Annotated in this window: 26 protein-coding genes and 1 pseudogene; 6 read left to right on the top strand and 21 right to left on the bottom strand. The window is 68.2% G+C overall.

Annotated features, from left to right (window positions below; genetic code table 11):
• Positions 1–57 precede the first annotated feature (57 nt).
• A complete protein-coding gene (locus OQ789_RS03605; RefSeq protein ID WP_324683572.1) occupies positions 58–1,653 on the top strand; it encodes an MFS transporter in 1,596 nt (531 codons plus the stop codon).
• Here OQ789_RS03605 and mftG read toward each other — a convergent pair.
• The 7 genes from mftG to mftA all read right to left on the bottom strand — a co-directional run bounded on the left by mftG (position 1,647) and on the right by mftA (position 8,214).
• Positions 1,647–3,086, bottom strand: a complete 1,440-nt coding sequence (mftG, locus tag OQ789_RS03600; protein ID WP_324683571.1) for a mycofactocin system GMC family oxidoreductase MftG — start codon at positions 3,084–3,086, stop codon at positions 1,647–1,649. The two genes, OQ789_RS03605 and mftG, sit on opposite strands and share 7 nt — an antisense overlap.
• Before the next feature lie 8 nt (positions 3,087–3,094).
• On the bottom strand, positions 3,095–4,507 hold the full coding sequence (gene mftF, locus OQ789_RS03595) for a mycofactocin biosynthesis glycosyltransferase MftF (RefSeq protein ID WP_324683570.1): 1,413 nt from the start codon (positions 4,505–4,507) through the stop codon (positions 3,095–3,097).
• 22 nt (positions 4,508–4,529) lie between these two features.
• Positions 4,530–5,261 carry a mycofactocin biosynthesis peptidyl-dipeptidase MftE gene (gene mftE / locus OQ789_RS03590; RefSeq protein WP_324683568.1) on the bottom strand — a complete coding sequence of 244 codons (732 nt, stop codon included), beginning with the start codon at positions 5,259–5,261 and terminating at the stop codon, positions 4,530–4,532.
• A 163-nt stretch (positions 5,262–5,424) separates the two neighbouring features.
• Complete coding sequence (gene mftD / locus OQ789_RS03585; RefSeq protein ID WP_324683836.1) at positions 5,425–6,612, bottom strand: pre-mycofactocin synthase MftD; 1,188 nt, start codon at positions 6,610–6,612, stop codon at positions 5,425–5,427.
• 2 nt (positions 6,613–6,614) lie between these two features.
• Positions 6,615–7,823 carry a mycofactocin radical SAM maturase gene (gene mftC / locus OQ789_RS03580; RefSeq protein WP_324683566.1) on the bottom strand — a complete coding sequence of 403 codons (1,209 nt, stop codon included), beginning with the start codon at positions 7,821–7,823 and terminating at the stop codon, positions 6,615–6,617.
• Positions 7,820–8,140, bottom strand: coding sequence for a mycofactocin biosynthesis chaperone MftB (gene mftB / locus OQ789_RS03575; RefSeq protein WP_324683564.1), 321 nt, complete (start codon positions 8,138–8,140; stop codon positions 7,820–7,822). The genes mftC and mftB overlap by 4 nt, the downstream gene beginning before the upstream one ends.
• Positions 8,125–8,214 (bottom strand): mycofactocin precursor MftA, encoded by a 90-nt coding sequence (gene mftA, locus OQ789_RS03570; protein ID WP_324683563.1) that lies wholly within the window; start codon positions 8,212–8,214, stop codon positions 8,125–8,127. The genes mftB and mftA overlap by 16 nt, the downstream gene beginning before the upstream one ends.
• Before the next feature lie 98 nt (positions 8,215–8,312).
• Between mftA and mftR the strand changes: the two genes are divergently transcribed.
• Entirely contained in the window at positions 8,313–8,909 is a 597-nt protein-coding gene (gene mftR / locus OQ789_RS03565) for a mycofactocin system transcriptional regulator (protein ID WP_324683561.1), read from the top strand.
• Entirely contained in the window at positions 8,906–9,952 is a 1,047-nt protein-coding gene (locus tag OQ789_RS03560; RefSeq protein WP_324683560.1) for a DUF2332 domain-containing protein, read from the top strand. Before mftR ends, OQ789_RS03560 begins: the two co-directional genes overlap by 4 nt.
• Before the next feature lie 42 nt (positions 9,953–9,994).
• Here OQ789_RS03560 and OQ789_RS03555 read toward each other — a convergent pair whose 3' ends face one another.
• The 8 genes from OQ789_RS03555 to OQ789_RS03520 form a co-directional block, all read right to left on the bottom strand.
• Complete coding sequence (locus OQ789_RS03555) at positions 9,995–11,182, bottom strand: NAD(P)/FAD-dependent oxidoreductase (RefSeq protein WP_324683558.1); 1,188 nt, start codon at positions 11,180–11,182, stop codon at positions 9,995–9,997.
• A gap of 25 nt (positions 11,183–11,207) precedes the next feature.
• Positions 11,208–12,035 (bottom strand): mycofactocin-coupled SDR family oxidoreductase, encoded by an 828-nt coding sequence (locus tag OQ789_RS03550; RefSeq protein WP_324683556.1) that lies wholly within the window; start codon positions 12,033–12,035, stop codon positions 11,208–11,210.
• Between the two features lie 106 nt (positions 12,036–12,141).
• Positions 12,142–12,915 carry a PE family protein gene (locus tag OQ789_RS03545; RefSeq protein ID WP_324683555.1) on the bottom strand — a complete coding sequence of 258 codons (774 nt, stop codon included), beginning with the start codon at positions 12,913–12,915 and terminating at the stop codon, positions 12,142–12,144.
• Between the two features lie 163 nt (positions 12,916–13,078).
• Positions 13,079–14,269: an elongation factor Tu gene (tuf, locus tag OQ789_RS03540; protein ID WP_044483827.1), complete on the bottom strand. Its 1,191-nt coding sequence runs from the start codon at positions 14,267–14,269 to the stop codon at positions 13,079–13,081.
• Positions 14,270–14,430: 161 nt separating this feature from the next.
• Entirely contained in the window at positions 14,431–16,536 is a 2,106-nt protein-coding gene (gene fusA / locus OQ789_RS03535; protein WP_324683553.1) for an elongation factor G, read from the bottom strand.
• An 84-nt stretch (positions 16,537–16,620) separates the two neighbouring features.
• The gene (gene rpsG, locus OQ789_RS03530; RefSeq protein WP_007767793.1) at positions 16,621–17,091 is read right to left on the bottom strand and encodes a 30S ribosomal protein S7; all 471 of its coding nucleotides are present in this window, start codon (positions 17,089–17,091) and stop codon (positions 16,621–16,623) included.
• Positions 17,091–17,465, bottom strand: coding sequence for a 30S ribosomal protein S12 (gene rpsL, locus OQ789_RS03525; protein WP_007767794.1), 375 nt, complete (start codon positions 17,463–17,465; stop codon positions 17,091–17,093). Before rpsL ends, rpsG begins: the two co-directional genes overlap by 1 nt.
• A 262-nt stretch (positions 17,466–17,727) precedes the next feature.
• A complete protein-coding gene (locus OQ789_RS03520; protein WP_324683550.1) occupies positions 17,728–18,369 on the bottom strand; it encodes a TetR/AcrR family transcriptional regulator in 642 nt (213 codons plus the stop codon).
• A 200-nt stretch (positions 18,370–18,569) separates the two neighbouring features.
• On the opposite strand from OQ789_RS03520, the gene OQ789_RS03515 reads away from it, so the two are divergent.
• The 3 genes from OQ789_RS03515 to OQ789_RS03505 are packed head-to-tail and all read left to right on the top strand — an operon-like array spanning position 18,570 to position 20,664.
• On the top strand, positions 18,570–18,947 hold the full coding sequence (locus OQ789_RS03515) for a DUF3060 domain-containing protein (RefSeq protein WP_324683549.1): 378 nt from the start codon (positions 18,570–18,572) through the stop codon (positions 18,945–18,947).
• Between the two features lie 46 nt (positions 18,948–18,993).
• Positions 18,994–19,479, top strand: a complete 486-nt coding sequence (locus OQ789_RS03510) for a DUF3060 domain-containing protein (RefSeq protein WP_324683547.1) — start codon at positions 18,994–18,996, stop codon at positions 19,477–19,479.
• Between the two features lie 12 nt (positions 19,480–19,491).
• Positions 19,492–20,664: an FAD-dependent monooxygenase gene (locus tag OQ789_RS03505; RefSeq protein WP_324683546.1), complete on the top strand. Its 1,173-nt coding sequence runs from the start codon at positions 19,492–19,494 to the stop codon at positions 20,662–20,664.
• On the opposite strand, the gene OQ789_RS03500 is transcribed toward OQ789_RS03505, so the two are convergent.
• The 6 genes and pseudogenes from OQ789_RS03500 to OQ789_RS03475 all read right to left on the bottom strand — a co-directional run bounded on the left by OQ789_RS03500 (position 20,658) and on the right by OQ789_RS03475 (position 26,420).
• Positions 20,658–21,425 (bottom strand): crotonase/enoyl-CoA hydratase family protein, encoded by a 768-nt coding sequence (locus OQ789_RS03500; RefSeq protein ID WP_324683544.1) that lies wholly within the window; start codon positions 21,423–21,425, stop codon positions 20,658–20,660. The genes OQ789_RS03505 and OQ789_RS03500 overlap by 7 nt on opposite strands.
• Positions 21,422–22,141 (bottom strand): PaaX family transcriptional regulator C-terminal domain-containing protein, encoded by a 720-nt coding sequence (locus OQ789_RS03495; RefSeq protein WP_324683543.1) that lies wholly within the window; start codon positions 22,139–22,141, stop codon positions 21,422–21,424. The genes OQ789_RS03500 and OQ789_RS03495 overlap by 4 nt, the downstream gene beginning before the upstream one ends.
• Positions 22,142–22,144: 3 nt before the next feature.
• On the bottom strand, positions 22,145–23,083 hold the full coding sequence (locus OQ789_RS03490; RefSeq protein ID WP_324683541.1) for a crotonase/enoyl-CoA hydratase family protein: 939 nt from the start codon (positions 23,081–23,083) through the stop codon (positions 22,145–22,147).
• A gap of 58 nt (positions 23,084–23,141) precedes the next feature.
• Complete coding sequence (locus OQ789_RS03485; protein ID WP_324683539.1) at positions 23,142–24,770, bottom strand: acyl-CoA dehydrogenase family protein; 1,629 nt, start codon at positions 24,768–24,770, stop codon at positions 23,142–23,144.
• Positions 24,771–24,816: 46 nt separating this feature from the next.
• Positions 24,817–25,658 (bottom strand): annotated as a pseudogene (locus tag OQ789_RS03480) (alpha/beta hydrolase family esterase).
• A 6-nt stretch (positions 25,659–25,664) separates the two neighbouring features.
• Positions 25,665–26,420, bottom strand: coding sequence for a deoxyribonuclease IV (locus OQ789_RS03475; RefSeq protein ID WP_324683538.1), 756 nt, complete (start codon positions 26,418–26,420; stop codon positions 25,665–25,667).
• Between the last annotated feature and the right edge of the window lie 107 nt (positions 26,421–26,527).

The raw sequence follows: 26,527 nt of genomic DNA, 5'->3' as shown, positions 1-26,527 counted from the left end.
GGTCTATCTACAAGACTGTTGGTCTCGAAACTCCACCCCGCCAAGGAGGTGCATCGCATGGTCGAAACCCTCGTCCGGTCCGACCAGCGTACTGACGGGATCGGCATCGGCAATAGCTCCCGGGCGCGAAACTGGACGCTGGCCGTCGCCTGCACGGGCGTAGCCCTGGTGGTGGCGTCGATGACGGCCCTGAACACCGCGCTCGGCGACCTGGCGGTGGCCACCTCGGCCACCGCATCGCAGCTGAACTGGGTCGTCGACGGCTACACGGTGGCGCTGGCGTGCCTGCTGCTGCCGGCCGGCGCGCTCGGCGACCGCTACGGCCGGCGCGGTGCGCTGCTGACCGGACTGCTGGTGTTCTCGATCGGCTCGATCGCACCGGCCCTGCTGCACAACCCGAGCCAGGTGATCGCGGGCCGGGCCGTGGCCGGGATCGGCGCCGCATTCGTCATGCCCGCCACGCTCTCGCTGCTGACGGTGGCGTATCCAAAAGACGACCGCATCAAAGCCGTTGGGATCTGGGCCGGGACGGCCGGTTCCGGCGGTGTCCTGGGAATGCTCGGTTCCGGCCTGCTGCTTCGCTTTTGGGACTGGCACGCCATCTTCTGGTCGCTGGGTATCGCCGGGCTAGTCATCTTCACGTTGGCCTGCACGGTCGCATCGTCCCGCGAAACCGATGCTCCCCGCATCGATTGGCGCGGGGCGGCGCTGATCGGCGCGGCGGTCGCGATTGCGGTGGCCGCCATCCTGGAAGCGCCCGGCCGCGGCTGGAGCGACCCGGTGGTGTGGGGCGGGCTCGTCGCGGGCGCGGTCCTGGCCGCGGCGTTCGGCGCCCTCGAGTTACGCCTGGCGTTACGCGGGCGGCAACCACTGCTGGATGTCCGGCTGTTCGCCGACCCCAATTTCGCCACCGGCGTCGGCGCGATCGTCATCCTGTTCGGCGCGACGTTCGGATTCTTCTACCTCGGAATGCAATACGTGCAACAGATCATGGGCTACTCGGCGCTGGCGACCGCGAGCGCCTTCGGGCCGTTCATGGTGCCGCTGGGCGTCTGCTCGGCGCTGTCGTTCTGGTACGTGCCCAAGCTGGGTCTGCGGTTGGTGCTGTTCGTAGGCACGCTGCTGATGGCAGTCGGTTTCGGGTGCATGTACGGACTGGACCTGTACTCGACGTATTTCGAATTCGCTTGGCCCACATTGGTACTGGCTACCGGAATCGGGATCTGCACGGCTCCCACGACGTCGGCGATCATGGGCGCCGTTCCCGACGAGAAGCAGGGCGTCGCCTCCGCGGTGAACGACACGTCGCGCGAGATGGGCGGTGCATTGGGCATCGCGGTGGCCGGTTCCGTTCTGGCCGGCCGCTACTCGCACGAGCTCGCCCCCCGGCTGGCGGCCTTTCCCGCGCCGGTGCGTACCGAAGCCACCGACTCGCTCGCGAAAGCCGTCGAGGTGGCCGGCAGGCTCGGTCCCCAGGGCCGGGAGCTGGCCGACATCAGCAAGTCGGCCTTCCTGGCGGCCCTGCACGCCTCCACGATCACGATGGCCGCGATCGTCGCCGTGGCCGCCGTCCTGATCGGATTGTGGGCGCCCGGTCGCGACGGTCGCCAGCTACGCCCGGTGCGCAGGTTGCTGTCCGGCCGGCGTCAGTGAACGAACTCCGCGGCCCGGTGCCCGATCATCACGATCGTGGCGTGCGGGCCGCGGCCGGTGATCGCGGGCAGGATCGAGCCGTCGATCACCCACAGGTTGTCGATGCCGAGCACCCGGCACCGCGAGTCGACGACGACATGCGGGTCGCCGTCGGCGCCCATCGGTGCGGTGCCGCACAGATGTTGCGAGGTTGACCATACCGCCGCCGCGGCATCGATTGTGCCGCCGGACAATTCGCGGGCCAGCTCGGTGCCTCGGCGCAGCGCCGCCACGTCGTCGGGCTCGCTGTCGTAGCGGTGCTCGATGCGCGGCGGCACGTCCGGGTCGGGGGCTACCAGCGTGATGCGCCCCCGCGCCCGCGGCCGCATCAGCGCCACCCCGATGTGCGGCCAGTCGGCATGCCCGGCGGTGCCGTCGCCGGTCATCGCCACGAATCCGCCCGTGTACGGCCTGATCTCGAGCCCGTCGTCGGTGCTGAGCACCACTTCGAGCACCGGACGTCCGGGCGCCACGGTCCAATCGGTGGGCAGCACCCACTCGGCGTGATCGCTGAAGGACGCGCCCACCGGCAACGGCGCCAGCACCGGCACCCCGGCGGTGGTCAGCATCGGCTCATCGCCGATGCCCGAGGCCATGAGCAGGCGCGCCGTCTCAATAGCGCCGGCACACAACACGATTCGGTCGGCATCAAACGTCATCGGGCCGTGCTCCCCGATCGCCTCGACGCCCACCGCAACGGTGCCCGCGAAACGCAACCGGGCAACCCGGGTCCGCGCCCGCAGGTCGAGGTTCGGCCGGCCCAGCGCCGGAATCAGGTAGCCCGCTCCGGGGCCCCGGCGCACACCGTCGACGATGTTGAGCGGGACGGGGCCGATTCCCGAAGCCTGCTCCGGTCCGCCGTCGTTGAGGTCGGCGACCCATCTGAATCCGGCGCGCTCGGCGGCGACGATGAATCGCTCTGTGGTCCCGGTCATTTCGCGCGTGCGGCGCACCCGGATGGGACCGCTGTCGCCGTGCGCCGGGCCGGCGAAGTCCAGGTCGGTCTCGATGGCGCGGAAGCTGTCCAGAACGTCGGGCCATGCCCAGCCCGGGATGGCCATCCGATCGAAGTCACGCGGCAATCCGCGGCAGAAGTAGCCACCGTTGACCGCGCCCGATCCGCCTACCGTCGCGCCGCGCACCAGGGGATGCTGACGGACGGGGTCGTCTGTGAGGCGGGTTTGGTAGCGCGCGACCAACGGACTGCCCGCGCCGATCGGCAACTGCGAACCGTTGGCGGTCAGCGCGAGCAGTGCCGGGTCATCGAGCGCGGGACCGGCCTCCAGGACGGTCACCGTACGGTGCGGGTCGGCGGAAAGACGTTCGGCAACAACCGATCCTGCACTGCCGGCGCCGACGATCAGCACATCGCTGTGCGAGGCGGCCGTGCTCAAGGCGGTGCTTAACTCCGGATCTGGGGTTTGAGGGCGCGCACGTTGCGCTCCCGTAGCACACCCCACCACAACCCGAGCCCGTACGCCAGGTCGTCGACACGCTTGAGCACCAGATAGGTCGGCAGCCCGATCGGTTCGACATCGTCACCGATGGCGTCGCGGCGGTGAACCCAGTCGACCACCCCGTCCATGACGGCCGCGATCAACACCACGCGCCTGAAGTGACGGGACATCGTCGCGGCCAGCAACGCCAACGGCCAGTAGTGCCGGCACAGCGCGGACGCCAGCTGCAGCGCCGCAGACCACAGGCCGCGGCCCGCGATCATCGCGACGTCGGTCATCGACGTCTCCGCGCTGCGCATCGCCCGCGCGATCCGGCGGCCGGTCAGCACGGCGAGGACGACGGACACCAGCCGCGACAGGGTGGAGCCGAACGCCATCAGGATCCACGTCATGAGCGCCCAACCGGAGATCACCACCGGCGCCGTCTTGTCCGGGTGGCGGACGGACAGCGGAGCCGCCGAGCCACCGTAAAACGCTTTGCGCGCAAGCCAATCCCGCAACTCGGTGCGGTGGTCGTGGGCGACCAGCGCGATCGGCTCGTAGCGCAGCCGGGCACCCGCCTCGATGAGGCGCCAGCACAGGTCGACGTCTTCACCGGATTGCAGGGTCTCGTCGAAGCCGCCGACACCCCGGATCGCCGAGCACCGGCAGATGATCGCGGCGCTGGGCACATAGGACACCGTGCTGTGCGGCAGGACCGGCGCCTCGCGCTCACCGAGGTCCAGCGAGGAGTGCACCGCCTCGTAGCGCGCCACCACGTTCTCGCTGTGCGACAGGCCGACGATGCGGGGCGCGACCAGGCCGACGGTGGGGTCGCAGAAGTGACCCAGCAGGGCCTCCAGCCAGCCCCGCCGTGGGGCGACGTCGGAGTCCAGGAAGGCGACGAAGTCCGTCCGGCAGGCCGTCAGCCCGGTGTTGCGGGCCGCGGCCGGGCCCTTACTGCGGTGGTGGCGCAGCACCTCGATGTCGCAGTGCGCGCCGACGAAGTCCTCGGGATTGATGGGAGGGGACGAGCCGTCGTCAACCACGATCACCCGCAGGCCGCGCAGTGAACTCACCAAGCGGCGTACGCCAGAAACGTTGTCCCGCACCGGGATCACCACTGTCACGTCATGGTGCGACGGGCCACCCGCTGGCCGCGGATGCGCCACCGTGGCGTCCAGGAGGGTGCGGGCGAGCTGGGCGCTGAGGTCGTCGCGCACCTTCAGCCGGCCGTCCGCGAGCATGTCCTGCGCGGCCGGGGCCAGCTTGAGCAGCCGGGTCGGCGAACCGCCGAGCAGCGCCGAGCCGTCACCGAGCACCCGCACGCGGCGGTCGACCTGAACGGCGAACCCGTTCGGTAACCGGGCGGCGGTCATATGCGCCGCTTCGCCGGCGCGGTCATATCAGCATCCCGTCGGGCCCCGGCCGCCACCGCGCGATCCGGCGGACACACTCGTCGACCATCTCGGTGAAGATCCGCTCGCCCTCGGCGGCGGTGGCCGTGGTCGGGTCGCCCAGCACGCCGACCGGGCTGACCGCCGCGACTCCCCCGCGGCGCATCGACCCGATCAGCTCGGGCAGTGGCGACCGGTTGCCGGGCACCCATTGGTCGGTTCTCACCTCGGCCGGCGAGATGTGCAGCAACACCGATGTTTCGGTATGGCCGGCGTGGGCGTCGCCGCCGGCACTCAGACAGGGGCACCACCCGACGTCGCGGCCCTCGGCGCGCAACAGGGCCACCGCGCGGCCGCACGCCGCAACGTTGCCGCCGTGGCCGTTGACGAAGGCGAGGCGCCGGGCCCAGCCGGCCGCTGACCTGCCGTATTCGACCAGCAGCAGCGTCAGCGCCTCGGTGCCGAGCGAGACGGTCCCCGGGAAGCTCTGGTGCTCGCCGCTGGCGCCATAGGCGATGGCCGGCGCCACCAGCCAGTCACGGCCGACGCGCGGTGCGGCGCCGCCGGCGACCGCGGTCGCGATCCGGGTGTCGGTGTCCAGGGGCAGGTGCGGGCCGTGTTGCTCGGTCGATCCCAGGGGAACCAATACCGACGCCGACATCTTTGATAGCTGGCTCGACGTCGCGGTTCCCAATTCGCCGAGTACGGACACTCGGTGATGGTAGGACGAATTCACCTGCCGTGCACCAATTGTTGGAGCTTGAAAAAAACTTTTTTTCTGGCTCGTTCATCGGGCGTTCGAATTGTGGACTCGTCCGTCACGGTTACCCCGCCCGTACCAGGAATCGTGCACACATCGTTAAATCCGGATATTTCCGGCCCGGATACCCAGGCTTTTGCTACGCGCTACCCGGGGGCAAGCCCAGCGCCCGGGTGAAACCGGGCGGCACCAGAATGTGGTCGGGTCCGAGGTCGTGCACCGAGGAGAGGCCCAGACCCATCAGGGCCGAGTCGATGCCGCCGCGCAGGATGTCGAGCACGTTCTCCACGCCCGGTTGGCCGGCCGCCGCCAGCCCCCACAGGTAGGCCCGGCCGATCATCACCGCGCGCGCTCCCAGCGCCACGGCCTTGACGACGTCGCTGCCGCGCCGGATGCCACCGTCGAGCACCACCTCGATCTGATCCCCGACGGCCGCGGCCACCGCAGGCAGGGCCCGGATCGAGGCCGGCGTGCCGTCCAGGTTGTTGCCACCGTGGTTCGACACCGAGATGGCCGAAACACCGGCGTCCACCGCCCTTTTGGCGTCATCGACGCGCATCACGCCCTTGAGCATGAACGGGCCTCCCCATAGTTCGCGGAGCCAGGCGATGTCCTCCCAGGTCGGCGGCGGGGTGCCCATCCACTCTCCGTAGGCCTGAAAGAACGGGGGGCCGGGCTCGCCGCGACGGCCCTGGTTGGGCACGCGCAGCTCAGGCGGCCGCATGGTCTTCGCCCACTGCAGGAACCACCGCGGCTTGGTGATGACCTCCGGACTCATCTTGACGATCGTTTGCAGATCCATCTTCTCCGGGATCGACGGGCTGCCCCAGTCGCGGCCGTGCGAGAAGCTCCAGTCGGTGGTGACGATCAGGCCCACGGCCCCGGCCGCGCGGGCGCGCTCGACCCGCGCGGCGATCGCGTCGCGGTCGCCGAGCCAATACACCTGGAAGAACACCTTGGGGTTCGCCGCGATGACGTCTTCGATCGGCTTACTGGCGAACGAAGACAGCCCCATGGCGGTGCCGCGGGCAGCGGCGGCCCGCGCCACGGCCACCTCACCCTCGGGGTGCACCGCCTGCACCCCCGTTGGCGAGATCAGTACCGGCAGTGAAATCTCTTGTCCCATAACGCTGGTCGACAAATCGCGCTTTTCCTGCGCACCGATGACGTGCGGCGCGAATCCGAGTTCGCTGAAAGCCGCCACATTGTCGGCGACCGTGACGCCTCTTTCGCTGGCCGAAATCAGCGACGAATATGCCGATTTCGGCAGCCGGCGCTTGGCGCGTTGCTGCGCGATGGCGACGGTCTCGAACCATGCGTCGGCCACGGTCACACCGGGCTTTCGTTGCACATGCGGGCCGGCGGCACCTCGGGCGGCGTGACCGCAGGCGGCCGCAACGACAGGGTGAGCGGCACCGGTTGGCGGATGCGGGTGCCGCGGGAGTGGTCGGCGCGGGGGCGCGGTGTCTCGCGGTCGTGGGCGAGCGCCGCCGCGCTGTGACCCTGGACGCACTCGGGGTCCGGTCCGTCCAGCGGCAGGCCGGTGAAGAATTTGGCGGCCATGCATCCGCCGCGACAGCTGTCGTAATGCCCGCAGCTGCCGCAGGCGCCGGCGGACTGCGGTTCCCGCAGTTCCCGAAACAGCGGGGCGTTCTTCCACACATTGTCAAAACCACCGTCCGCCAGCACGTTTCCGGCCAGGAAGCGGTCGTGGATGGCGAACGGGCAGGCATAGACGTCGCCGACCGGGTCGATCAGGCACACGACGCGGCCGGCGCCGCACATGTTCAGCCCGGCCAGCGCGCCCGACGAGCCGAGCGGGGCCAGATGGAAGAAGGAGTCGCCGGTGAGCACCCGCTCCCCCTTGGCCACCAGCCAGTCATACAGCTGGACCTGCTGGTCGGCGGTGGGGTGCAGCTCTTCCCAGACGTCGGCCCCACGCCCGGACGGGCGGAGCCGGGTGATCCGCAGTGTAGCACCGTAACGGCTTGCCAGCGCGGCGAATTCGTCGAGCTGGTCGACGTTGTGCCGGGTGACCACCACGGAGATCTTGGCGTCCATGAATCCGGCGGCGGCCAGGTTTTCCAGCGCCCGAACCGCCATGGCGAACGAGCCGGGCCCGCGGACCGCGTCGTTGACCTCGGCGGTGGCCCCGTCCAACGAGATCTGGACGTCGACGTAGTCGCTGGCCGCCAGCCGTGCCGCCACCTCCGGGGTGATCCGCACGCCGTTGGTGGAGAACTTCACGCCGACGTGGTGCTGGGTGGCGTAGTCCACGAGTTCCCAAAAGTCCGGGCGCACAGTCGGTTCCCCACCACCGATGTTGACGTAGAACACCTGCATGCGTTCCAGCTCATCGATGATGTCCATGCATTGGCGGGTGGACAGCTCGCGCGGATCGCGCTTGCCCGACGACGACAGGCAGTGCACGCACGCCAGGTTGCAGGCGTAGGTGAGCTCCCACGTCAGGCAGATGGGCGCGTCCAGCCCGTGCTCGAACTGCTCGATGAGCCGGGGTACGGGGGCCGCTGTTGTCATTGATGGTCCTCCAGGGGCACCAGCATGTGGGACTCGACGAGCACGCCGAGCGCGTGCAGATAGGGCGCCTGCGCGGCGTCGTCGACTCCGGCCGCGCGGCACGCGGACCGGACGTCGGGATGGTCGGCCAGCGACTTCACCACGTCGAGGATGACGCGGTTCTTCAGGAACGACAGCTTGCGGGTACCGAAGTGATACAGCAGCGCACCGAACGGCTCCGGCCGAACCGCCACCTGCGGGTGCAGTCGCCAGCCGCTGTCAGGATCGAACGAGGTCGCCGCCTGCGCGGGCGCGGGCACGGTCAGTAGACCCCGCACATGCCGTCGATGGACACCTCTTCGACCAGGGTCTCGGTGACGAGCTGGGTGTCGGTTTCGGTCTCGTGTTCCACGGGGCTTGCCTTTCGTCCGGTCTTGACAACGATGGGGTCTGGGTCACACTGGTCGTCAGAATATGGCATCGAGTGCCGAAATGGAAGGGCGAGGTCCGATGATGCCGCAACCACGGGTGGGCAGGCGCCGCTCGACCACTCCGCACCACATCACCGGCGTCGCCATCGACATGTTCACGGCCCGCGGTTTCGCCGACGTGAGCGTGGACGATGTGGCCCAGGCCGCCGGCATCTCCCGCCGGAGCCTGTTCCGGTATTACGCGTCCAAGAACGCCATCCCCTGGGGTGACTTCGACAACCACCTCGCCCACCTGCGCGATCTGTTCGACGACATCGACGCCGGCGTGCGCCTGAGCGACGCGCTGCGCTTTGCGCTGTTGGCGTTCAACACCTTTGACGAGTCCGAGACGGCCCGGCACCGGCAGCGGATGCGGGTCATTCTGCAAACCGCTGAGCTGCAAGCGTATTCGATGACGATGTATGCCGGCTGGCGTGAGGTGATCGCCGGGTTCGTGGCGCGCCGCCTGGATGCGAAGCCCACGGATCTGCTGCCCCAGACTGCCGCCTGGACGATGCTGGGGGTGGCCCTGGCGGCCTACGAACACTGGCTCAGCGACGAGTCCGTTCCCCTGCCGGTCGCCCTGGGCAAGGCCTTCGACGTGGTCGGCGCCGGGCTGGACGGGCTGGACAGGTGACGACAGAACACCTGGTGCACACCCTGCGGTCACAGGGCAGGTTCTGCGCCGCGTCGGGCTCGCGGATGTACGGCGAGCTGTTCGAGTTGGTGGCGAGCGACGTCGAGGCCGGGGGCGCCTTCGCGACCATCCTGTCCGGGCGTGAGGACGCCCCGTCGCGCGACGCGGTACCGCTGCGGTTGCTCGGCGGGTTGCACCGGCTGGTGCTCGACGGCCGGGCGTCGCGGTTGCGCCGCTTCTACCCCAGCAGCGGGGGAAGCTGGGATGCCGAACGCGCCTGGCCGGAAATTCTGGACACCGCGGCCGCTCACGCCGACGAGCTGCGCGCCGCGCTGCGGCGGCCTCCGCAGACGAACGAGGTGGGCCGATCGGCCGCACTGATCGGCGGTCTGCTGCACGTCAATCACGAATTCGAATATCCGGTAAGGCTTTTCGAGATCGGAACGAGTGCGGGGCTGAACCTGCGGGCGGACCACTACGGCTATCGCTTCGCCGGTGGCCGGTGGGGGCCGGCCGACTCGCCGGTGACCATCGACGACGCGTGGCGCGGCGCGCTGCCGGTGCGGCGCGAGGTGCGGATCGTCGCGCGTCACGGTTACGACATCGCGCCCATCGACGTCGGCGACGCCGACGGCGAGATGGCCCTGCTGAGCTACGTCTGGCCCGACCAGGACGCCCGGCTGGCGCGGTTGCGCGGCGCCATCGAGGTCGCCCGCCGGGTCCCGGCCACACTCGAACGCCGCAGCGCTGCGGACGCGGTCGCCGGCCTGACCCTGGCCGACGGTGCGCTGACCGTCTTATGGCATTCGATCACCTGGCAGTACCTGTCCGCCGACGAACGTGCCACCGTCGAGGCTCACGTGGACGCGCTGGCCGGTCGGGCCGACGTGCGCTCGCCGTTCGCCCACCTGACGATGGAGCCCGAGCGCGACGGGCCGGGCGCACCGGTAACCTTCGTGGTGCGGGCCCGCATCTGGCCGCGGGGCGATTCGCAGGTGCTGGCCGAATGTCATCCGCACGGGCCGCCGGTGGACTGGCGGTAGCACCGCACGGCCGCCGCGCACCGCGGACACGAAAAGGCTTTGTCAGCCCAGCATTTCGGCGATAGGCACGGCCGCGGCGATCTTGGCCCGAACCTTCATGACCTTGCCGGGCAGCCCGCCGCCGACCACCCCGACCAGGACGCCGTCCCGCTCGTAGTAGGCGAGGAACTTGCGGCCGTCGTCCTCGACGATATGGACGGTATCGCCGGCCTCCGGCTCGCCCAGGCACTGGATCTTGACGTCATACTGGTCGCTCCAGAAGTACGGCACTACCACCACCGACGGCACTTCTTGGCCGAGCAGCGCCGGCACGACGGCGCGTGCCTGGTCGGCGACGTTGCTCCAATGTTCCACGCGCCCTTGGTGTCCCGTCGCATCGCGCCACGATGCGACGTCACCGAGCGCCCACACCTTCGGCGCGCTGGTGCGTCCGGCTTCGTCGCATATGACGCCGTTGTCCACCTCGACTCCGCTGCCTTCGAGCCATTCGGTCGCCGGACGCGACCCGATGCCGACGACCACGATGTCGGCCGGCAGTTCGGTGCCGTCGCTCAGCACCACCGCCTCGACGTGCGAGTCGCCGCGCACCTCGGCCACCCCGACCCCGAGGCGAACGTCGACGCCTTCGGCACGGTGCAGCCGCGCCACCAGCTCACCGATCTGCTCACCGAGCACCGCCGCCAGCGGTGTCGGCTGCGGCTCCACCAGCACCACGTGTACGCCCAGGCTGCGCAGGCTGGCCGCCACCTCGCAGCCGATGAAGCCGGCCCCGATGACGACGGCGCGCTGCGCCGCGGTCGCGTGCCGGCGCAGCGCCATGCTCTCGTCGAACGACCGCAGCACGCGGATGCCCTCGAGATCCGGGATCGTCGGAATGCGCCGCGGCACCAGGCCGGTGGCGATGACCAGTTCGTCGTAACCCAGCGTGGTCCCGTCGTCCAGCGTCACCGTCTGCGCCGCGGTGTCCAGGCTGCGGGCGGCCGACCCCAGCCGCAGCGTGACGTTGTTGTCGTCATACCACTCGCGCGGTTTGAGCGCCGTGTCGTCGACCTCTTTGCGCAACACCTCTTTGGACAGCGGCGGGCGATCGTAGGGCAGGTGCACCTCGTCGCTGACGATCGTGATGGGCCCGGAATACTCCGACTTGCGCAGCTGCTCGGCGGTGCGGGCGGCGGCCAGTCCGCCGCCGACGACCACGATTCCGTTGTTGGCGCTTTCGTCACTACTCACGTGGAGTTCTTAGCACGATGGCCGCTCAGTACTTTAGGGCACCCTTATCTACGGGGATCTGGGTCCCGGTGAGCGTGCCCGAGCCGTCACCGGCAAGCCACGCCACCACGTCGGCCACTTCGTCGGCAGACATGAATCCGTTGGGCTGCACCGGCATTGGCGGAAAGCTGTGGACGAAGGCGGGATGCCTGGCGAAAATCTCCATCATCGCCTCGGGTTCGATCATCGGGGTGTCCACCGAGTACGGGTGGATGGAGTTGACCCGGATGCCGAATTCGCCGAGTTCGATGGCGAGCGTGTTGGTGAGCGCGGTGAGTCCGTGCTTGCTGGCCGAATAGTGGCCGTTGCCCGGCGTGGCCTTGATGCCAGCCGAGGAGCTGACCACCACGATGGAGCCGCCGTTTCCGGCCTCGATCATCGCGGGCACGGCGGCGCGCAGCGTGCGCCACGTGCCGGTGAGGTTGACATCGATGACCGTGTTCCACTGCTCGTCGGAGAGCTCCCAGATGCGGCCCCAGCTCAGCACTCCGGCGTTGGCCACCACGATGTCGAGCCGGCCGAACTGCTCGATCGCATCGGCGACCAGATCCCGCAGGGCGGCGTCGTCGCGGACGTCGACCTCGCGGCTCAGGATCTTGCGGCCCTCGTTTTCCACCAGGCGGGCGGTCTCATCGAGGTCCTCGCGGGTGGCCGGCGGATACGTCACGCTGGCGGACGCCGCCGCGCAGATGTCCAGCGCGACGATGTCGGCGCCCTCGCGGGCCAGCCGCACCGCGTGCGAGCGCCCCTGCCCGCGGGCGGCCCCGGTGATGAATGCGACCCGCCCCTGCAGTGATCCGGCCAGTCCAGCCACGTACAACCCCTTCGAACGCCGATAGACCAAGCCAGGCTAGCAGCGCAACTGAAACGTGTTCTAATTCACCCGGCGACGCCGACCCACGCAAACCGCGTCCGGTCGGCTACAGCGGTTCGGGTGACACGGTCGGCATCCGCTTGACCGGCGTGCCCGCCGAGTGCGTGGGCTGCGCGGTGGCCGGGGCGTGCGGCACCGTGCGCGCCGACACCGGCATCGCCGAGGCACCGGAGCCCTGCGGCGGCACCTCGGTTTGCATCGCCGCGGCGGGGGCACCGGCCGGTGTCGTCGCCGACGACGCCGGGACGACGCCGGCCGGAGAACTGGGCGCCGATCCGGCCGGCGCGTAGGACGGCGTCACCACCCGGGCCGCGCCGGCAGGGGTGGTCGCCGAGGCCAGCGTCGCCGATCCCGCCGGAGCCGCCACAGCCGGAGTGCCGGCCGGAGCGGGCGCCGCCGCTGCCGCGGCAGGTGCCATCGCCGCCGCCAGCGATCCCGCGGGCGCGGCCGGAGCGGACGTCCCCACGGCGCCGACGCTCACGGCAGGCACCTGCGCGGCCACGGAGGCGGGGGCCGCCACGGCCCGCAGGGGTGAGACGTTCGCGGCCTCGGCGAACGCGTACTGTGCCGCACCGCCGTTCATCAACTGGACGAATTGACTGTGAAACTCGGCTGCCTGGGCGCTGAGCGCCTGATAGACGCGGGAGTGCGCATCGAAGAGCGCGGCGATACCCACCGACACCTCGTCGGCGCCGGGAGCCAGCACATTCGATGTCGGACCCAATGCCACGGTGTTGGCCGAGCTGATCGTCGACCCGATCGTGGCCAAGTCCCCCGCGGCGGCCTCGACCAACTCGGGCGTCGCTTGAACGAACGACATCGCCACCTCCCGCAATGCGACGGTCAGGAGAATTATGCGCACATCGTAGCCAGGCGGCGCCGTCGGCGCAGGATCTCCGCCACTTTGGTCTGCGACATCGCCGACCCACAACACAAAGCCCGGACTGCCTGGTGGGCAATCCGGGCTCTGCGGTGCTCGGGAACTACTTGATGATCTTGACGACCCGGCCGGCGCCGACGGTGCGGCCACCCTCGCGGATCGCGAACCGCAGACCGTCGTCCATGGCGACGGGCTGGATCAGCTTCACCGAGATGTTGGTGTTGTCACCGGGCATCACCATTTCGGTGCCCTCCGGCAGCGTCACCACACCGGTCACGTCGGTGGTGCGGAAGTAAAACTGCGGACGGTAGTTATTGAAGAACGGCGTGTGCCGGCCGCCCTCGTCCTTGGACAGGATGTAGACCTGGCCCTCGAACTCGGTGTGCGGGGTGGTGGTGCCGGGCTTGGTCACGACCTGACCGCGCTCGACGTCCTCACGCTTGATGCCACGTAGCAACAGCCCGACGTTGTCGCCAGCCTGGCCCTGGTCGAGCAGCTTGCGGAACATCTCCACGCCGGTGACGGTGGTCTTGGTGCTGGTCGGCTTGATGCCAACGATCTCGACCTCTTCGTTGACGTTGATGATGCCGCGCTCGACGCGGCCGGTGACCACCGTGCCACGGCCGGTGATGGTGAAGACGTCCTCGACGGGCATCAGGAACGGCTTCTCCGTCTCGCGGACCGGGTCCGGGATCGACTCGTCGACGGCTTCCATGAGCTGCTCGACGGACTCGACCCACTTGGCGTCGCCCTCGAGCGCCTTGAGCGCCGAGACCCGCACCACGGGGGCGTCCTCGTCGAACTCCTGGGCGGCCAGCAGTTCGCGGACCTCCATCTCGACGAGTTCGAGCAGTTCCTCGTCGTCGACCATGTCGGCCTTGTTCAGCGCGACCAGGATGTAGGGCACGCCGACCTGGCGGGCCAGCAGCACGTGCTCACGGGTCTGCGGCATCGGGCCGTCGGTGGCGGCGACCACCAGGATCGCACCGTCCATCTGGGCCGCACCGGTGATCATGTTCTTGATGTAGTCGGCGTGGCCCGGGGCGTCGACGTGGGCGTAGTGACGCTTCTCGGTCTGGTACTCCACGTGGGAGATGTTGATGGTGATACCGCGCTGACGCTCCTCGGGCGCGTTGTCGATCTGGTCGAACGCGCGGGACTCGTTCAGGTTGGGGTACTTGTCGTGCAGAACCTTGGTGATAGCCGCGGTCAACGTGGTCTTGCCGTGGTCAACGTGACCAATGGTCCCGATGTTGACGTGCGGCTTCGTCCGCTCGAACTTCGCCTTCGCCACTTCTGTGTCCTCCTGGACTAGTTGGTGCTCGTTAAAGCAGTGTTGGTGTTTTCAGTTGTGCCGCGCCCAAGGCTTCCAATGACCCGGCAAGATTACTCCGCTGGCCGCGCAGGCCCTCGACTCCCTGCTCGTAAGCCTCGCTTACTCGCCGTCGCCGTCGGTCACTGGCCCGTCGCCTTGGCGATGATCTCCTTCGACACGTTTGCCGGCACTTCGGCGTACGAATCGAAGACCATGGAGTAGTTCGCCCGGCCTTGGGTCTTGGACCGCAGGTCGCCGACGTAGCCGAACATCTCCGACAGCGGCACATGCGCCCTGACCACGCGCGCACCGCTCCGCTCCTCCATGGCCTGGATCTGGCCACGGCGGGAGTTCAAATCGCCGATCACATCGCCCATGTAGTCCTCGGGCGTGGTGACCTCGACGGCCATGATCGGTTCCAGGATCACCGGCTGTGCTTGCTGCGCAGCCTTTTTCAGCACCTGAGAACCGGCGATCTTGAATGCCATTTCCGACGAGTCGACCTCGTGGAACGCCCCGTCGAGCAAAGTGACCTTCAGATTCACCAGTGGGTAGCCGGCCAGCACGCCGTACTGCATGGCGTCCTGCGCGCCGGCGTCCACCGACGGGATGTACTCGCGCGGGATGCGCCCACCGGTGACCTTGTTCTCGAACTCGTAGGTGGCGCCGTCTTCGCCGTGGAACGGCTCGAGGCTGATGAGCACCTTGGCGAACTGGCCGGAACCGCCGGTCTGCTTCTTGTGGGTGAACTCGACCTTTTCCACCGTCCGCTTGATGGTCTCCTTGTAGGCAACCTGCGGCTTACCGACGTTGGCCTCGACTTTGAACTCGCGGCGCATCCGGTCCACCAGGATGTCCAGGTGCAGCTCGCCCATCCCGCCGATCACGGTCTGGCCCGTCTCCGCGTCCTGGTGAACCTTGAAGGTCGGGTCCTCTTCGGCGAGCTTCTGGATCGAGAGGCTCAGCTTCTCCTGGTCGCTCTTGGTCTTGGGCTCGATGGCCACCTCGATGACCGGGTCGGGGAAGGTCATCGACTCCAGCACGATCTGCTGGTTCGGGTCGCTCAGGGTGTCACCGGTGGTGGTGTCCTTGAGCCCGATCACCGCGTAGATGTGACCGGCCGACGCGGTCTCCACCGGGTTCTCCTTGTTGGAGTGCATCTGGAACAGCTTGCCCAGCCGCTCCTTCTTGCCCTTGGTGGCGTTGATGACCTGGCTGCCGGAGTCGACCTTGCCCGAGTACACCCGGACATAGGTCAGCTTGCCGAAGAAGGGGTGCGTCGCGACCTTGAACGCGAGCGCGGAGAACGGCTCGTCGGTCGACGGCTTGCGGGTGACCTCTTCGTCCTCCTTGCCCGGAACGTGACCCACGGCGGGCGGCACGTCCAGCGGCGAAGGCAGGTAGTCGATGACGGCATCCAGCATCGGCTGCACACCCTTGTTCTTGAATGCGCTGCCGCACAGCACCGGGTAGGCCTCTGAGCTGATCGTCAGCTTGCGGATGGCACCCTTGATCTCCTCGACCGTCAGCTCTTCGCCGCCGAGGTACTTCTCCAGCAGCGCCTCGTCGGTCTCGGCGACCGCCTCGAGCAGCTTGGTGCGGTACTCGTCGGCCCTCTCGGCCAGCTCGGCGGGAATCTCGATGGTGTCGTAGGTCTCGCCCAGCTTCGTCTCGCCGCGCCACACCTTGGCGTTCATCTCGACCAGGTCGATGACGCCCTCGAAGTCACCCTCGGACCCGACGGGCAGCTGAATCGGAATCGCGTTGGCGCCCAGGCGCTCCTCCATGGTCCGCACGGAGAAGTAGAAGTCGGCCCCGATCTTGTCCATCTTGTTGACGAAACAGATCCGCGGGACGTCGTACTTGTCGGCCTGCCGCCAGACCTGCTCGGACTGCGGCTCGACACCTTCCTTGCCGTCGAAGACGGCCACCGCGCCGTCGAGCACGCGCAGGCTGCGCTCCACCTCGACGGTGAAGTCGACGTGCCCGGGGGTGTCGATGATGTTGATCTGGTTGTCTTTCCAGAAACAGGTGGTGGCCGCGGAGGTGATGGTGATCCCCCGCTCCTGCTCCTGCTCCATCCAGTCCATGGTGGCGGCGCCGTCGTGCACCTCACCGATCTTGTAGCTGATCCCGGTGTAGTAGAGGATGCGCTCGGTCGTCGTCGTCTTGCCGGCGTCGATGTGCGCCATGATGCCGATGTTGCGCACCTTGGTCAGGTCGGTCAGCACGTCCTTCTGTGCCACAGAAGTCTTCCCACTCTTTCGATTGCTTGGTTACTTCGCTGTCGGTTGCGCCCGGCCACGCTGCCCTGGGCGCCGTGAGGGCCCTTACCAGCGATAGTGCGCGAAGGCGCGGTTGGCCTCGGCCATCTTGTGAGTGTCCTCGCGTCGCTTCACGGCGGCTCCGAGGCCATTGCTGGCATCGAGGATCTCGTTGGCCAGCCGCTCGACCATGGTCTTCTCGCGGCGTTGCTTGGAGAAGCTGACCAACCAACGCAGAGCCAGCGTCACGGAGCGATCCGGACGCACCTCGACGGGAACCTGGTACGTGGCGCCACCGACGCGGCGGCTGCGCACCTCGAGCGAGGGCTTGACGTTGTCCATTGCGCGCTTGAGGGTGATGACCGGGTCGGTACCCGTCTTCTCCCGGGCGTTCTCCAGCGCTCCATACACAATGCGTTCGGCCAGCGATTTCTTCCCATCCAGCAGAACTTTGTTCACCAGCTGCGTCACCAGCTGCGACCCGTAGACAGGGTCATTGACCAACGGACGCTTCGGCGCGGGCCCCTTGCGCGGCATCAGCTCTTCTCCTTCTTGGCGCCGTAACGGCTGCGAGCCTGCTTGCGGTTCTTGACACCCTGGGTGTCGAGCGAACCGCGGATGATCTTGTACCGGACACCGGGCAGGTCCTTCACACGACCGCCACGCACCAGCACCATCGAGTGCTCCTGCAGGTTGTGGCCCTCGCCGGGGATGTAGGCGGTGACCTCAACCTGGCTCGTCAGCTTCACGCGGGCAACCTTGCGAAGCGCCGAGTTCGGCTTCTTCGGGGTGGTGGTGTACACGCGGGTGCATACGCCACGGCGCTGTGGGCTGCCCTTCAGGGCCGCGGTCTTGACCTTGGCGACCTTGTCGCGGCGACCCTTGCGGACCAGCTGCTGAATGGTTGGCATCTACCGGCTTTCTGTCTTCGTGTTCGGCACAATTCGGGTGTCTTCAAGTTTGTGTACTGCAGTTATGCCCGGCCGCATCACCCCGCGTCCGGGTGTGTCGCATGCGCTGCGCACCGGACCTGGTCCGATGCTCCGTGGACACGCGAATTTGCCCGGCATCCGTTCCCTTACGGTTAGGCGCCGTAAGCCGCCAGGCACGAGGGACCACATTACCCGCCGCCGGTATTGCAGGTCAAAGCGGCGGTACCAGCGCCGTCGCCGCCTAGCGGGTGCCGTCGACGGCGGTGCGTCTTTCCAGTCCCGCCGCCAGTCGCAGCACCATGTCGGAGAACAACGCGTCCGTGTCGATCTCGTCCATCACCCCGGTCATCTCCAGCAAAACGAAGCCGTGCAGGGCGGACCAGAACTCCAGCGACGCGTGAAAGGCCTCCTCGCCGTCCAGCCCGTAGGAGGACAGCACTGCGATCACCGGCGCAGCCGCCCCCCGGGTCGCGGCGGTGTACTCAGGATCGTCACCACCCAGCGGCATCCGGGTGAAGGCCGAGTAGCGGCCGGGGTGGTGGTGGGCATAGCTGCGGTAGGCGCCGGCCATCACCAGCACCGCGTCGTCGCGGGCGCGGCCCTCGCCGACCCGGTTGAGCATCGTGATGATGTCGTCGATCACGCGAATCCGCACCGCGCGCCGCAGGTCTTCCAGGCTGTCGACGTGGTTGTACAGCGACGGCCCCTTGGTGCCCAACTGCATCGCCAGCGCGTTGATGGTCAGGGCGTCCCAGCCCTCGCGATCCAGAAACGTCAGGGCGCCGTCGATGATCCCGTGGCGGCTCAGCTTGGCCGGACGGGATGCGGGCCGTCCCGCGCGCCGGCGCCCGGCCACCGACGGCTGGTCCGGTGGAGGTGCCATGGGGCCGCCCTTCGATTCCAATGCACGGGTTGCGGTTAACTAATGACTCTAGTTGACGCCCGGTCATCCCCTTAATCTCCCCGGAGGGCATATTGAGCGCCCGGCAAAGCAAAACAAAGTCTGCCATCGGGCGGTCGGATGGACGTAGTGTCATGCTTGCCTCGTTTCGAGCAGCCAACCCGTACCAAAGGGGGCCCGCAGTGAAGTGGACGATTGCCGCCGGGTCGCTGGCCACCTGCGTCGTCGCCGTCGTTGCCACCGCCGCCGCCCCGCCGCGCGTGGCGCAGGCCAAGAACGGTGACACCCACGTCGTCGGTGAGGGCATCGAGCAGACGATCGACTGCAACGACGCCACGCTGTTCGTCAACGGCAGCGGCAACAACGTGACCGCGCTGGGCAATTGTTACGCCGTGACAGTGATGGGTTCGTCGAACACCGTCATCGCCGACTCGGTCTCGCACGACATCACGGTGTACGGCTACAACCAGACGGTGTTCTACAAGGGCGGTCAGCCGGCCCTGTGGGACCGCGGCCGTGAACTGGGCATGACCAACCGGCTCCAGCAGGTGCCGGGCTAAAACGACGGCAGCACAACATCATCCGATCGAGGGGAATCGAGGAACCATGCCCGCCTACGTACGTGACCGCTCGCTGCGCCTGACCGTGCTCGCCGTGACGCCCGCCGCCGTCGCCCTGGTGCTGGTCGGTTGCAGCTCGACGGCCAACCCGCCGGCGGGCTCCTCGACGACCACCACGAAGAGCAGCGCGACGACCAGTGCCGGTGCCGCGCCGACGACCGGATCGAGCGGGGCGAGCACCACCGCGTCCATCGAGATCGGCAATACGCTCAACTACGGATCGATGAGCACCACCGCCACCCTGGACTGCGCCGAGGGCAAGTCGCTGAACGTCGGCGGCTCGGACAACACCCTGACCGTCACGGGCGCGTGCGAGAAGGTCACCGTCAGCGGAACCAACAACAAGATCACCTTCGACAAGGTGAACAGCCGCATCACCGTGCTGGGGATGAACAACACCATCACCTACAAGGACGGTGACCCCAAGGTCGACCAGATCGGCTCGAGCAACACGGTCAACAAGGGCGGATAGTTCAGCACGGCAATGCCTTTCGACGTCCTCATCAACGGCGGCGGTATTGCCGGTCCGTGCCTGGCCTACTGGCTCACCAGGCATGGTCACACCGTGACGATCGTTGAACAGGCTCGCCAACTGCGCACCGGCGGGCAGGCCGTCGACTTTCGAGGCCCGGCGCTCACCGTGCTCGAGAAAATGGGTCTGCTCGACCAGGTGCGAGCGGGTGCCACCCGAATGGGGCCGCTGGTGCTCGTGGACGACCGCGGCAAGGAGGTCGGCCGTTTGCCCGCCGAAGTCGTCAGCGGCGAGGTCGAGATGCACTGGGGCGATTTTGCCCGCATTCTCTACGAAGCTGTGCGCAACGACGTCAACTATCGCTTCGGCGTTCGGGTTACGGCCATCGACGACAACGCTCAAGGAGTCGGTGTGACTTTCAGCGACGCGTCGACAGGGACGTACGACCTCGTCATAGGCGCGGACGGGTTGCACTCCGGCACCCGCAGATTGGTATTCGGCCCAGAGGGGGAATACGTCACACAGTTGGGTCAGTGCTTCGGCTTCTTCGACATCGAAAACAGTTTGCGACTCGACCATTGCGGCATGGCCCACATCGATGCCGGCCGAACAGCGGCGCTGCAGGGCATTGATCCTGACAAGCCGGCACGAGCGAGCTTCTTCCTCGCCGACCCTCACCTCAGGTTCGACTATCGCAACGCCGAGGGCAACAAGCGGTTGTTCGCCGAGCGGTATGCCGGGATGGGTTGGCAAGTCCCAAATCTGCTCCACGGCCTCGCCGAGGCCCCGGAGGTCTACTTCGATTCGATCGCCCAAGTTCACTTGAGCTCGTACGCGCGTGGCCGGGTATGCCTGACCGGCGACGCGGCCTGGTGCGCATCGCCACGCTCGGGCATGGGCACCACTCTCGCGATTGTCGGCTCCTACGTGCTGGCTCACGAAATGCGTGCGGCAGGCGAAGATCACGCTGCGGCGTTCGCCCGCTACCAACGACTGCTCGAGCCGTACGTCGCGCGGTGTCAGAAGCTCGCGATCAACGCCCTGAAAACCGAACGTGTCACCTCGGGTCGGCTCGCCCCGTTACGCAATGCCACGCTTCGGCTGCTGCGCATTCCAGCGATCAGCAAACTGGTGGCCCGACAGGCGTTATCTGTCGCACGTTCCTTCAGCCTGCCGGATTACTGAGCGCCCGCGCCATGGCGGCCGGCACCGGCCGCGAAGCGGCGGGCTCCTTCGTTCGCCTCCGCGGCCACCCGGGAGATGCTCGCGAATTCGAAATCGATCGCGTCGGATTCGGATGTACCCCACTGGTGTAACGCCGAGAGCCGGTCCGAGCGCAGGCACTGCTGCGGCAGCGCAGCCAGTTGCGCCGCCATTTCCTCGGCGGCTTGGCGCGACCGGCCCTTGGGGACAACCCGATTCGCCAATCCGATGGCCAGCGCCTCGTCGGCGGCCACCTCGCGGCCGGTGAGGATCATGTCCATCGCGCGGCCGTGCCCGATCAGCCGGGGCAGCCGGACGGTTCCGCCGTCGATCAGAGGGACGCCCCAACGCCGGCAGAACACGCCGAACACGGCGTCCTCCTCGGCGACCCGCAGGTCGCACCAGATGGCCAGTTCCAGCCCGCCGGCGACGGCGTAACCGCTGACGGCGGCGATGACGGGCTTCGACAGCGCCATTCGCGTCGGGCCCATCGGGCCCGGGCCCGTGCGGTGCACGGCGTTGGCGTCGGGCGTGCCGAAGGCCTTCAAATCTGCTCCGGCGCAGAATGTTCCGTTGTCGCCCCACAGCACGGCCACCGACGCGGTGTCGTCGCGGTCGAACTCCCCGAACGCCGCGTACAGCGCGGCGGCCGTCGGCCCGTTGACCGCGTTGCGCGCGGCCGGCCGGTTGATGATCACCGTCGTCACCGCGCCATTGCGCTCGATACGCACCGGTTCAGTCATGTCGCCTCCGCAAATAGTGGTTCGCGCCGCCGGAGCAGCTCCGCGGCGAAGTCGTGGTAGGCCGCCCGCAACCGGGCGCCGGGCCAGTCGGCCGGCAGCAACTCGTCGGGCAGTACCGGGTCGGTGAGCAGGTGGCGAACCATCGACGCGGCCACCACAAAACGGCCGGGAACGTCCGGCGCAGCGGTCATCTCGTCGAGCAGCCGATGCCCGGCCCGGGCCCAGGCGGGCAGGTCCCACAGCTGTGCGGCCAGCCCTGCCGGGTCGTCGTCGCGCGCCCGCAGCACCCGGGCCTGGGCGGTGATGTCGGAGGCAAGCTGCGCGTCGATGTTGTCGGGGCGCAGCCACGCCCCTTCACGCAGTTCAGCAAACCGCTTGTCGTGCAGGGTGTTTCGCAGCGCCGCGCGGGTGCGCGCGTCGTTTCCCACGCTGGTCACGATCAGCGTGACCCACTCGCCGTGCCACGGGCGCACCCGCGGGTCGATGGCGTCGTCCTGGCGCCGTTGCCGAGCCAACAGGCGATCGGAGAGGCGGTAGCCGTCGGCGGAGCGGATCAGGTCGCCGGCACCGACCATGCGGGTCAGCGCGACCCGCAGCGTTGACTCCTTGATGCCGAAATCGGAAGTGAGCCTGACTAATTCGCTGGCCCGGGCATGGGCGGGGTGCGCACCGAGCAGCACGCTGAGCACCACCGAGCGCGCTGTCATGTTGGGCATGGTTTACACCTGTGAGGCTTGGCGACCTTGGTCGCCGAAGGGCTCGTCACGGTGGCGCACCGCGTCGCGGAAGCCGTGCTCAACCGCGTCGGCGACGAACGCGTGCCCTTCCGGCGTGTGCCGGGCGACACCGTCGAACACCGTGCTGACCATCCGGCTGGTCGCCACACCCTGTTGCAGCAGAGGCGCATTGAGCGCCAACTTGATCATGATCAACTGATTGACCGGCAGCGCGGCGATGCGGGCCACCAGTCGCTCGGTGCGCTCGTCGAGGTCTTCGGCATCCGGCGCCTCTACCGCCAGGCCCCACTCGGCGGCCTGCGCGCCGGTGATGCAATCGCCGGTGAGCAGCAGGCGTTTGGCGCGCTGATCACCGAGCCGGTGCGCCCACAAGCCCGCCGCCGGAACCCCCCAGACCCGGGTCGGCGGGTAGCCGATCTTGGCGTCGGCGGCCGCGATCACCTGATCGGCGTGCAGCGCGATGTCGGTGCCGCCGGCCACGCAGTAGCCGTGAATCTTGACGACAGTCGGCTTGTCGGCGTGCATCAGGCTGGAGAACCCGCGCACGAAGCGACTCATCATCTGATAGTCGATCATCGGATCCCACGGCTGATCCGGCAGGTGGTTGACCGCCTGGGTTTTGCCGTCCAGCACCGTGCCCTGGTACGCGCCCGTGCCGCCGGCCGAGCCGGTGCGATCCGCGTAGGCGCTCAGGTCGAAGCCCGCGCAGAAGCCCTCGCCGCGGCCGGACACCAGGATGACGTGCACGTTGGGATCCAGGTCCGCGCGCTCCACCAGAGCCGACAACTCCAGCGGGGTATCGGCAATGATCGCGTTGCCCTTCTCCGGACGGTTGAAGGTGATGCGCGCTACCCGGTCGGTGACCTCGTATGTCATCGTTTTCAGGTTGCCGAAGTCGACCGGCCTGATCGCGTGGGTCATTGGCGCCGCTCCTCATTGGGGCCGCTCACGTGGCACCGGTTCAGGTCGCCGGCGCGGGTCATCCCTTGACCAAAGCACGCTCGAGGATCGGCGCCAGGTCCAGCCCGGTCGGCATCGTGCCGAACGCCCCGCCCCACTGCCCGCCCAGCCGGGTGGTCAGGAACGCCTCGGCGACGGCGGGATGGCCGTGCCGCACCAGCAGCGACCCCTGCAGCGCCAGGCAGATGTCCTCGGCGACCTTGCGGGCGCGGTACTGAATGGTCTCCAGGTCGGCCAGCTGTTGCCTTAACGCTTCGACGTGGTGGTCCAGTCGGGCGTCCTGGCCCGCGCTGTGCGCGAGTTCGCCGAACAGCACCTCGACGCATTCAGGCCGAGTCGCCATGGCCCGCAACGTGTCCAGCGCGCTGACATTGCCCGAGCCCTCCCAGATGCCCATCAGCGGCGCCTCACGGTACAGCCGGGGCATTCCGGATTCCTCGACATACCCGTTGCCGCCCAGGCACTCCAGGGCTTCGGCGGCGTGCGGGGTGGAGCGCTTGCAGACCCAGTACTTGCTGGCGGCCAGGCCGATGCGGCGGAACAGCGCCTCGGTCGCATCGCCGCGGACCGCCCGGTCGGTGGCGCCGGCCATCCGCATGGCGACCGTGGTGGCGGCCTCGGCCTCCACGGCCAGGTCGGCCAGCACGTTGCGCATCAGCGGCTGGTCGATCAGATAGGCGCCGAACGCCTTTCGGTGCTGGGCGTGGTGGATCGCGCGGGTCAGACCGGTGCGCATGCTAGTGGCACTGCCCAGGGTGCAGTCCAGCCGGGTGAGGTTGACCATCTCGATGATGGTCGGTACGCCGCGACCCTCCTCGCCGACCAACCACGCTGTGGCGCCGTCGTATTCGACTTCACTGGAGGCGTTGGCGTGGTTGCCGAGCTTGTCCTTGAGCCGTTGCAGGAACATCCGGTTTCGGCTGCCGTCGGGGAGAATGCGCGGCAACATGAAGCAGGACAGGCCTTTTGGTGCCTGCGCCAGGACCAGGAAGATGTCGCACATGGGCGCCGAGGTGAACCACTTGTGGCCGGTCAGGCTGTAGGTGCCGTCGGTGTTGGGGGTGGCCTGGGTGGTGCCGGCGCGCACGTCGGAGCCGCCCTGCTTCTCGGTCATTGACATGCCTGCGGTGATGCCGGGCTTGGTGGTGGCCGGCCGAAGCTCGGGGTCGTACTCGCGGCTGGTCAGCAGTGGCTCGTAGACGGCCGCAAGCTCGGGGTTGAAGCGCAGCGCGGGCACGACGGCGTACGTCATCGAGATCGGACAGACGTGACCCGGCTCGACGGTCCACACAGAGGTCAGCGCCGCGCGCACCACGTGCGCACCCGGCCGCTCGTCGGCCCACGGCGCGGCGTGCAGGCCGTGGCGGATCGCGGTGCGCATCAGCTCGTGGTAGGCCGGGTCGTATTCCACCTCGTCGACGCGATGGCCGTACTGGTCATGGGTGTGCAGGACGGGCCTGTTGCGGTCGGCGAGCTCACCCCAGCGCTGGGCTTCGCGGCTGCCGTTGATCGCTCCGAGCTCGGTCACCTGGTCCAGGCCCCACTGCCCGCCCTCGCGGATCAGGGCCTCGGCCAGCATCGGCGAGGTAGCGGGGTTGTAGCTGTCCAGCGGCGGAACCTGGTTGGTGACGACATGGGTGTCTGGCATGCCACTCATATTACATTTTTCCGACAGTTGTACAAGAGGTGTAATACTACCGCGGATGGGCGGCGAAGAACGACCACAACGTCTGCGCCGCGAACGACGGCCAATTGTGGCCGCCCTGGTCGATCGTGATGAGCACGACGCCGCGATCGTCGGCGCATGCGGCCGTCGACGTCGCGAGCGGGCCGTCGGTTGTGTCGGTCGGGGCGCCGCAGCGGTCGACGTCGCGCCAGAAGGCATTCACCCGCGCCACCGGCGGACCGTTGATGACGCTGAAGCCCTGACCGCCGCCATAGGGTACGAGCCGGTCCGCGGTGCCGTGGATGTGCAGCACCGAGGTGGCACGCGGGGCCTGACAGGCGGTCAGCTGCGTGCCCGCCACCGGGCCGATCGCGGCGAAGAGATCGGTGGCGCACGCCAGCGTGTAGGCCATGATGGCGCCATTGCTCATGCCGGTGGCGTAGACACGGGCGGGATCGATGCCGACGTTGCGTCCCACGTCGGCGACAACCGCACGGATGAAGCCCACATCGTCGACGCCCTCGCGGGCCGGTCGCCCGCAACACGTTTCCCCGTCGACATTCCAGGCCTGGCCGAAACCATCCGGGTAGGCGACGACGAACTTGCCCGAATCGGCCAAACCGTCCCAGCCGTAATCCCTTTCGACCTGCCTACCGCTGCCCGAATAGCCGTGCAGCACGACCACCAACGGGGCCGGGGCGGGCGCCCCAGCAGGCTGTACAGGCGGTAACTGCGATCACGCCCGCCGGCATCGATGTGGTGCAGGCTCGTGCCGTTCACGAAGCCCGTTAGCAGCGTCAGGTCCTGCCATGCCGAGCACCCCGCAATCACCAGGACCGAGCCGACGATCGCGGCGAGTCGACGCCCCACGGCCGGTCAGCCGTTGAGGTGCTCTCGCAGGAACGCGATGTCGTCCTTGCGGCCATCGTCGGCGGTCTCGCAGATCACCGGCGCGCCGGCGGCGTTGACCACGGCGGCGAGCAAGTCCGGGTCGATCTGGCCGGTGCCGAAGTTGGCGTGCCGGTCGGCGCCCGAGCCCGCCGCGTCGCGTGAGTCGTTGCAGTGCACCAGGTCGATGCGACCGGTGAGGGCCTTGATCCGGTCGACCGCGCCGATCAGTTCTTCGCCCGCGGCCCAGGCATGGCACGTGTCGAGGCAGAAGCCAATCCCCTTGTCGCCGATGTGATCCCACAGCCTGCCGATGGTGTCGAAGTGGCGGGCCATCGCATGGTCGCCGCCGGCGGTGTTCTCCAGGTACACCGGCACGTCGGTTTCGAGATGGTCCAGCGCCTTGACCCACCGCCCGAAGCCGGCCTGCATGTCGTTGTCGTCGGCGTGGCCGCCGTGCACGATCACCGCGGTCGCGTTGATCTCCGCCGCCGCGTCGCAGGTGTCCTGCAGGATCTTGCGCGACGGGATGCGGATGCGGTTATTCGCCGACGCCACATTGATCAGGTACGGCGCGTGGACGTAGAGCGGGATGGTGGAAGCCTTCAGCGTCTCGGCGTCGTCGCGCGGCTTCGGCTTCTTCCAGCTCTGCGGGTTGCCGAGGAAAAACTGCACCACCTCGGCACCGTCGGCCTGCGCGGCGGCCAGGGGATCGTCGTTGCGGACGTGGGAACCGATGAGCACGTGGCCAGTGTAGTGAGGTGTTGTGACGATGCGAGCGTCACGCCAGCGCAACGTTGGACGGCCAGGGCCGCGCTGGCGTGACGCTCGGCCGGCGCAAGACGCGAAAA

Origin of the sequence: Mycobacterium sp. 94-17 (assembly GCF_035617725.1) — a bacterium.
GTDB lineage: Bacteria > Actinomycetota > Actinomycetes > Mycobacteriales > Mycobacteriaceae > Mycobacterium.
The sequence above is the reverse complement of the archived record's forward strand: the minus strand, read 5'-3'. Positions and strand labels throughout refer to the sequence as shown.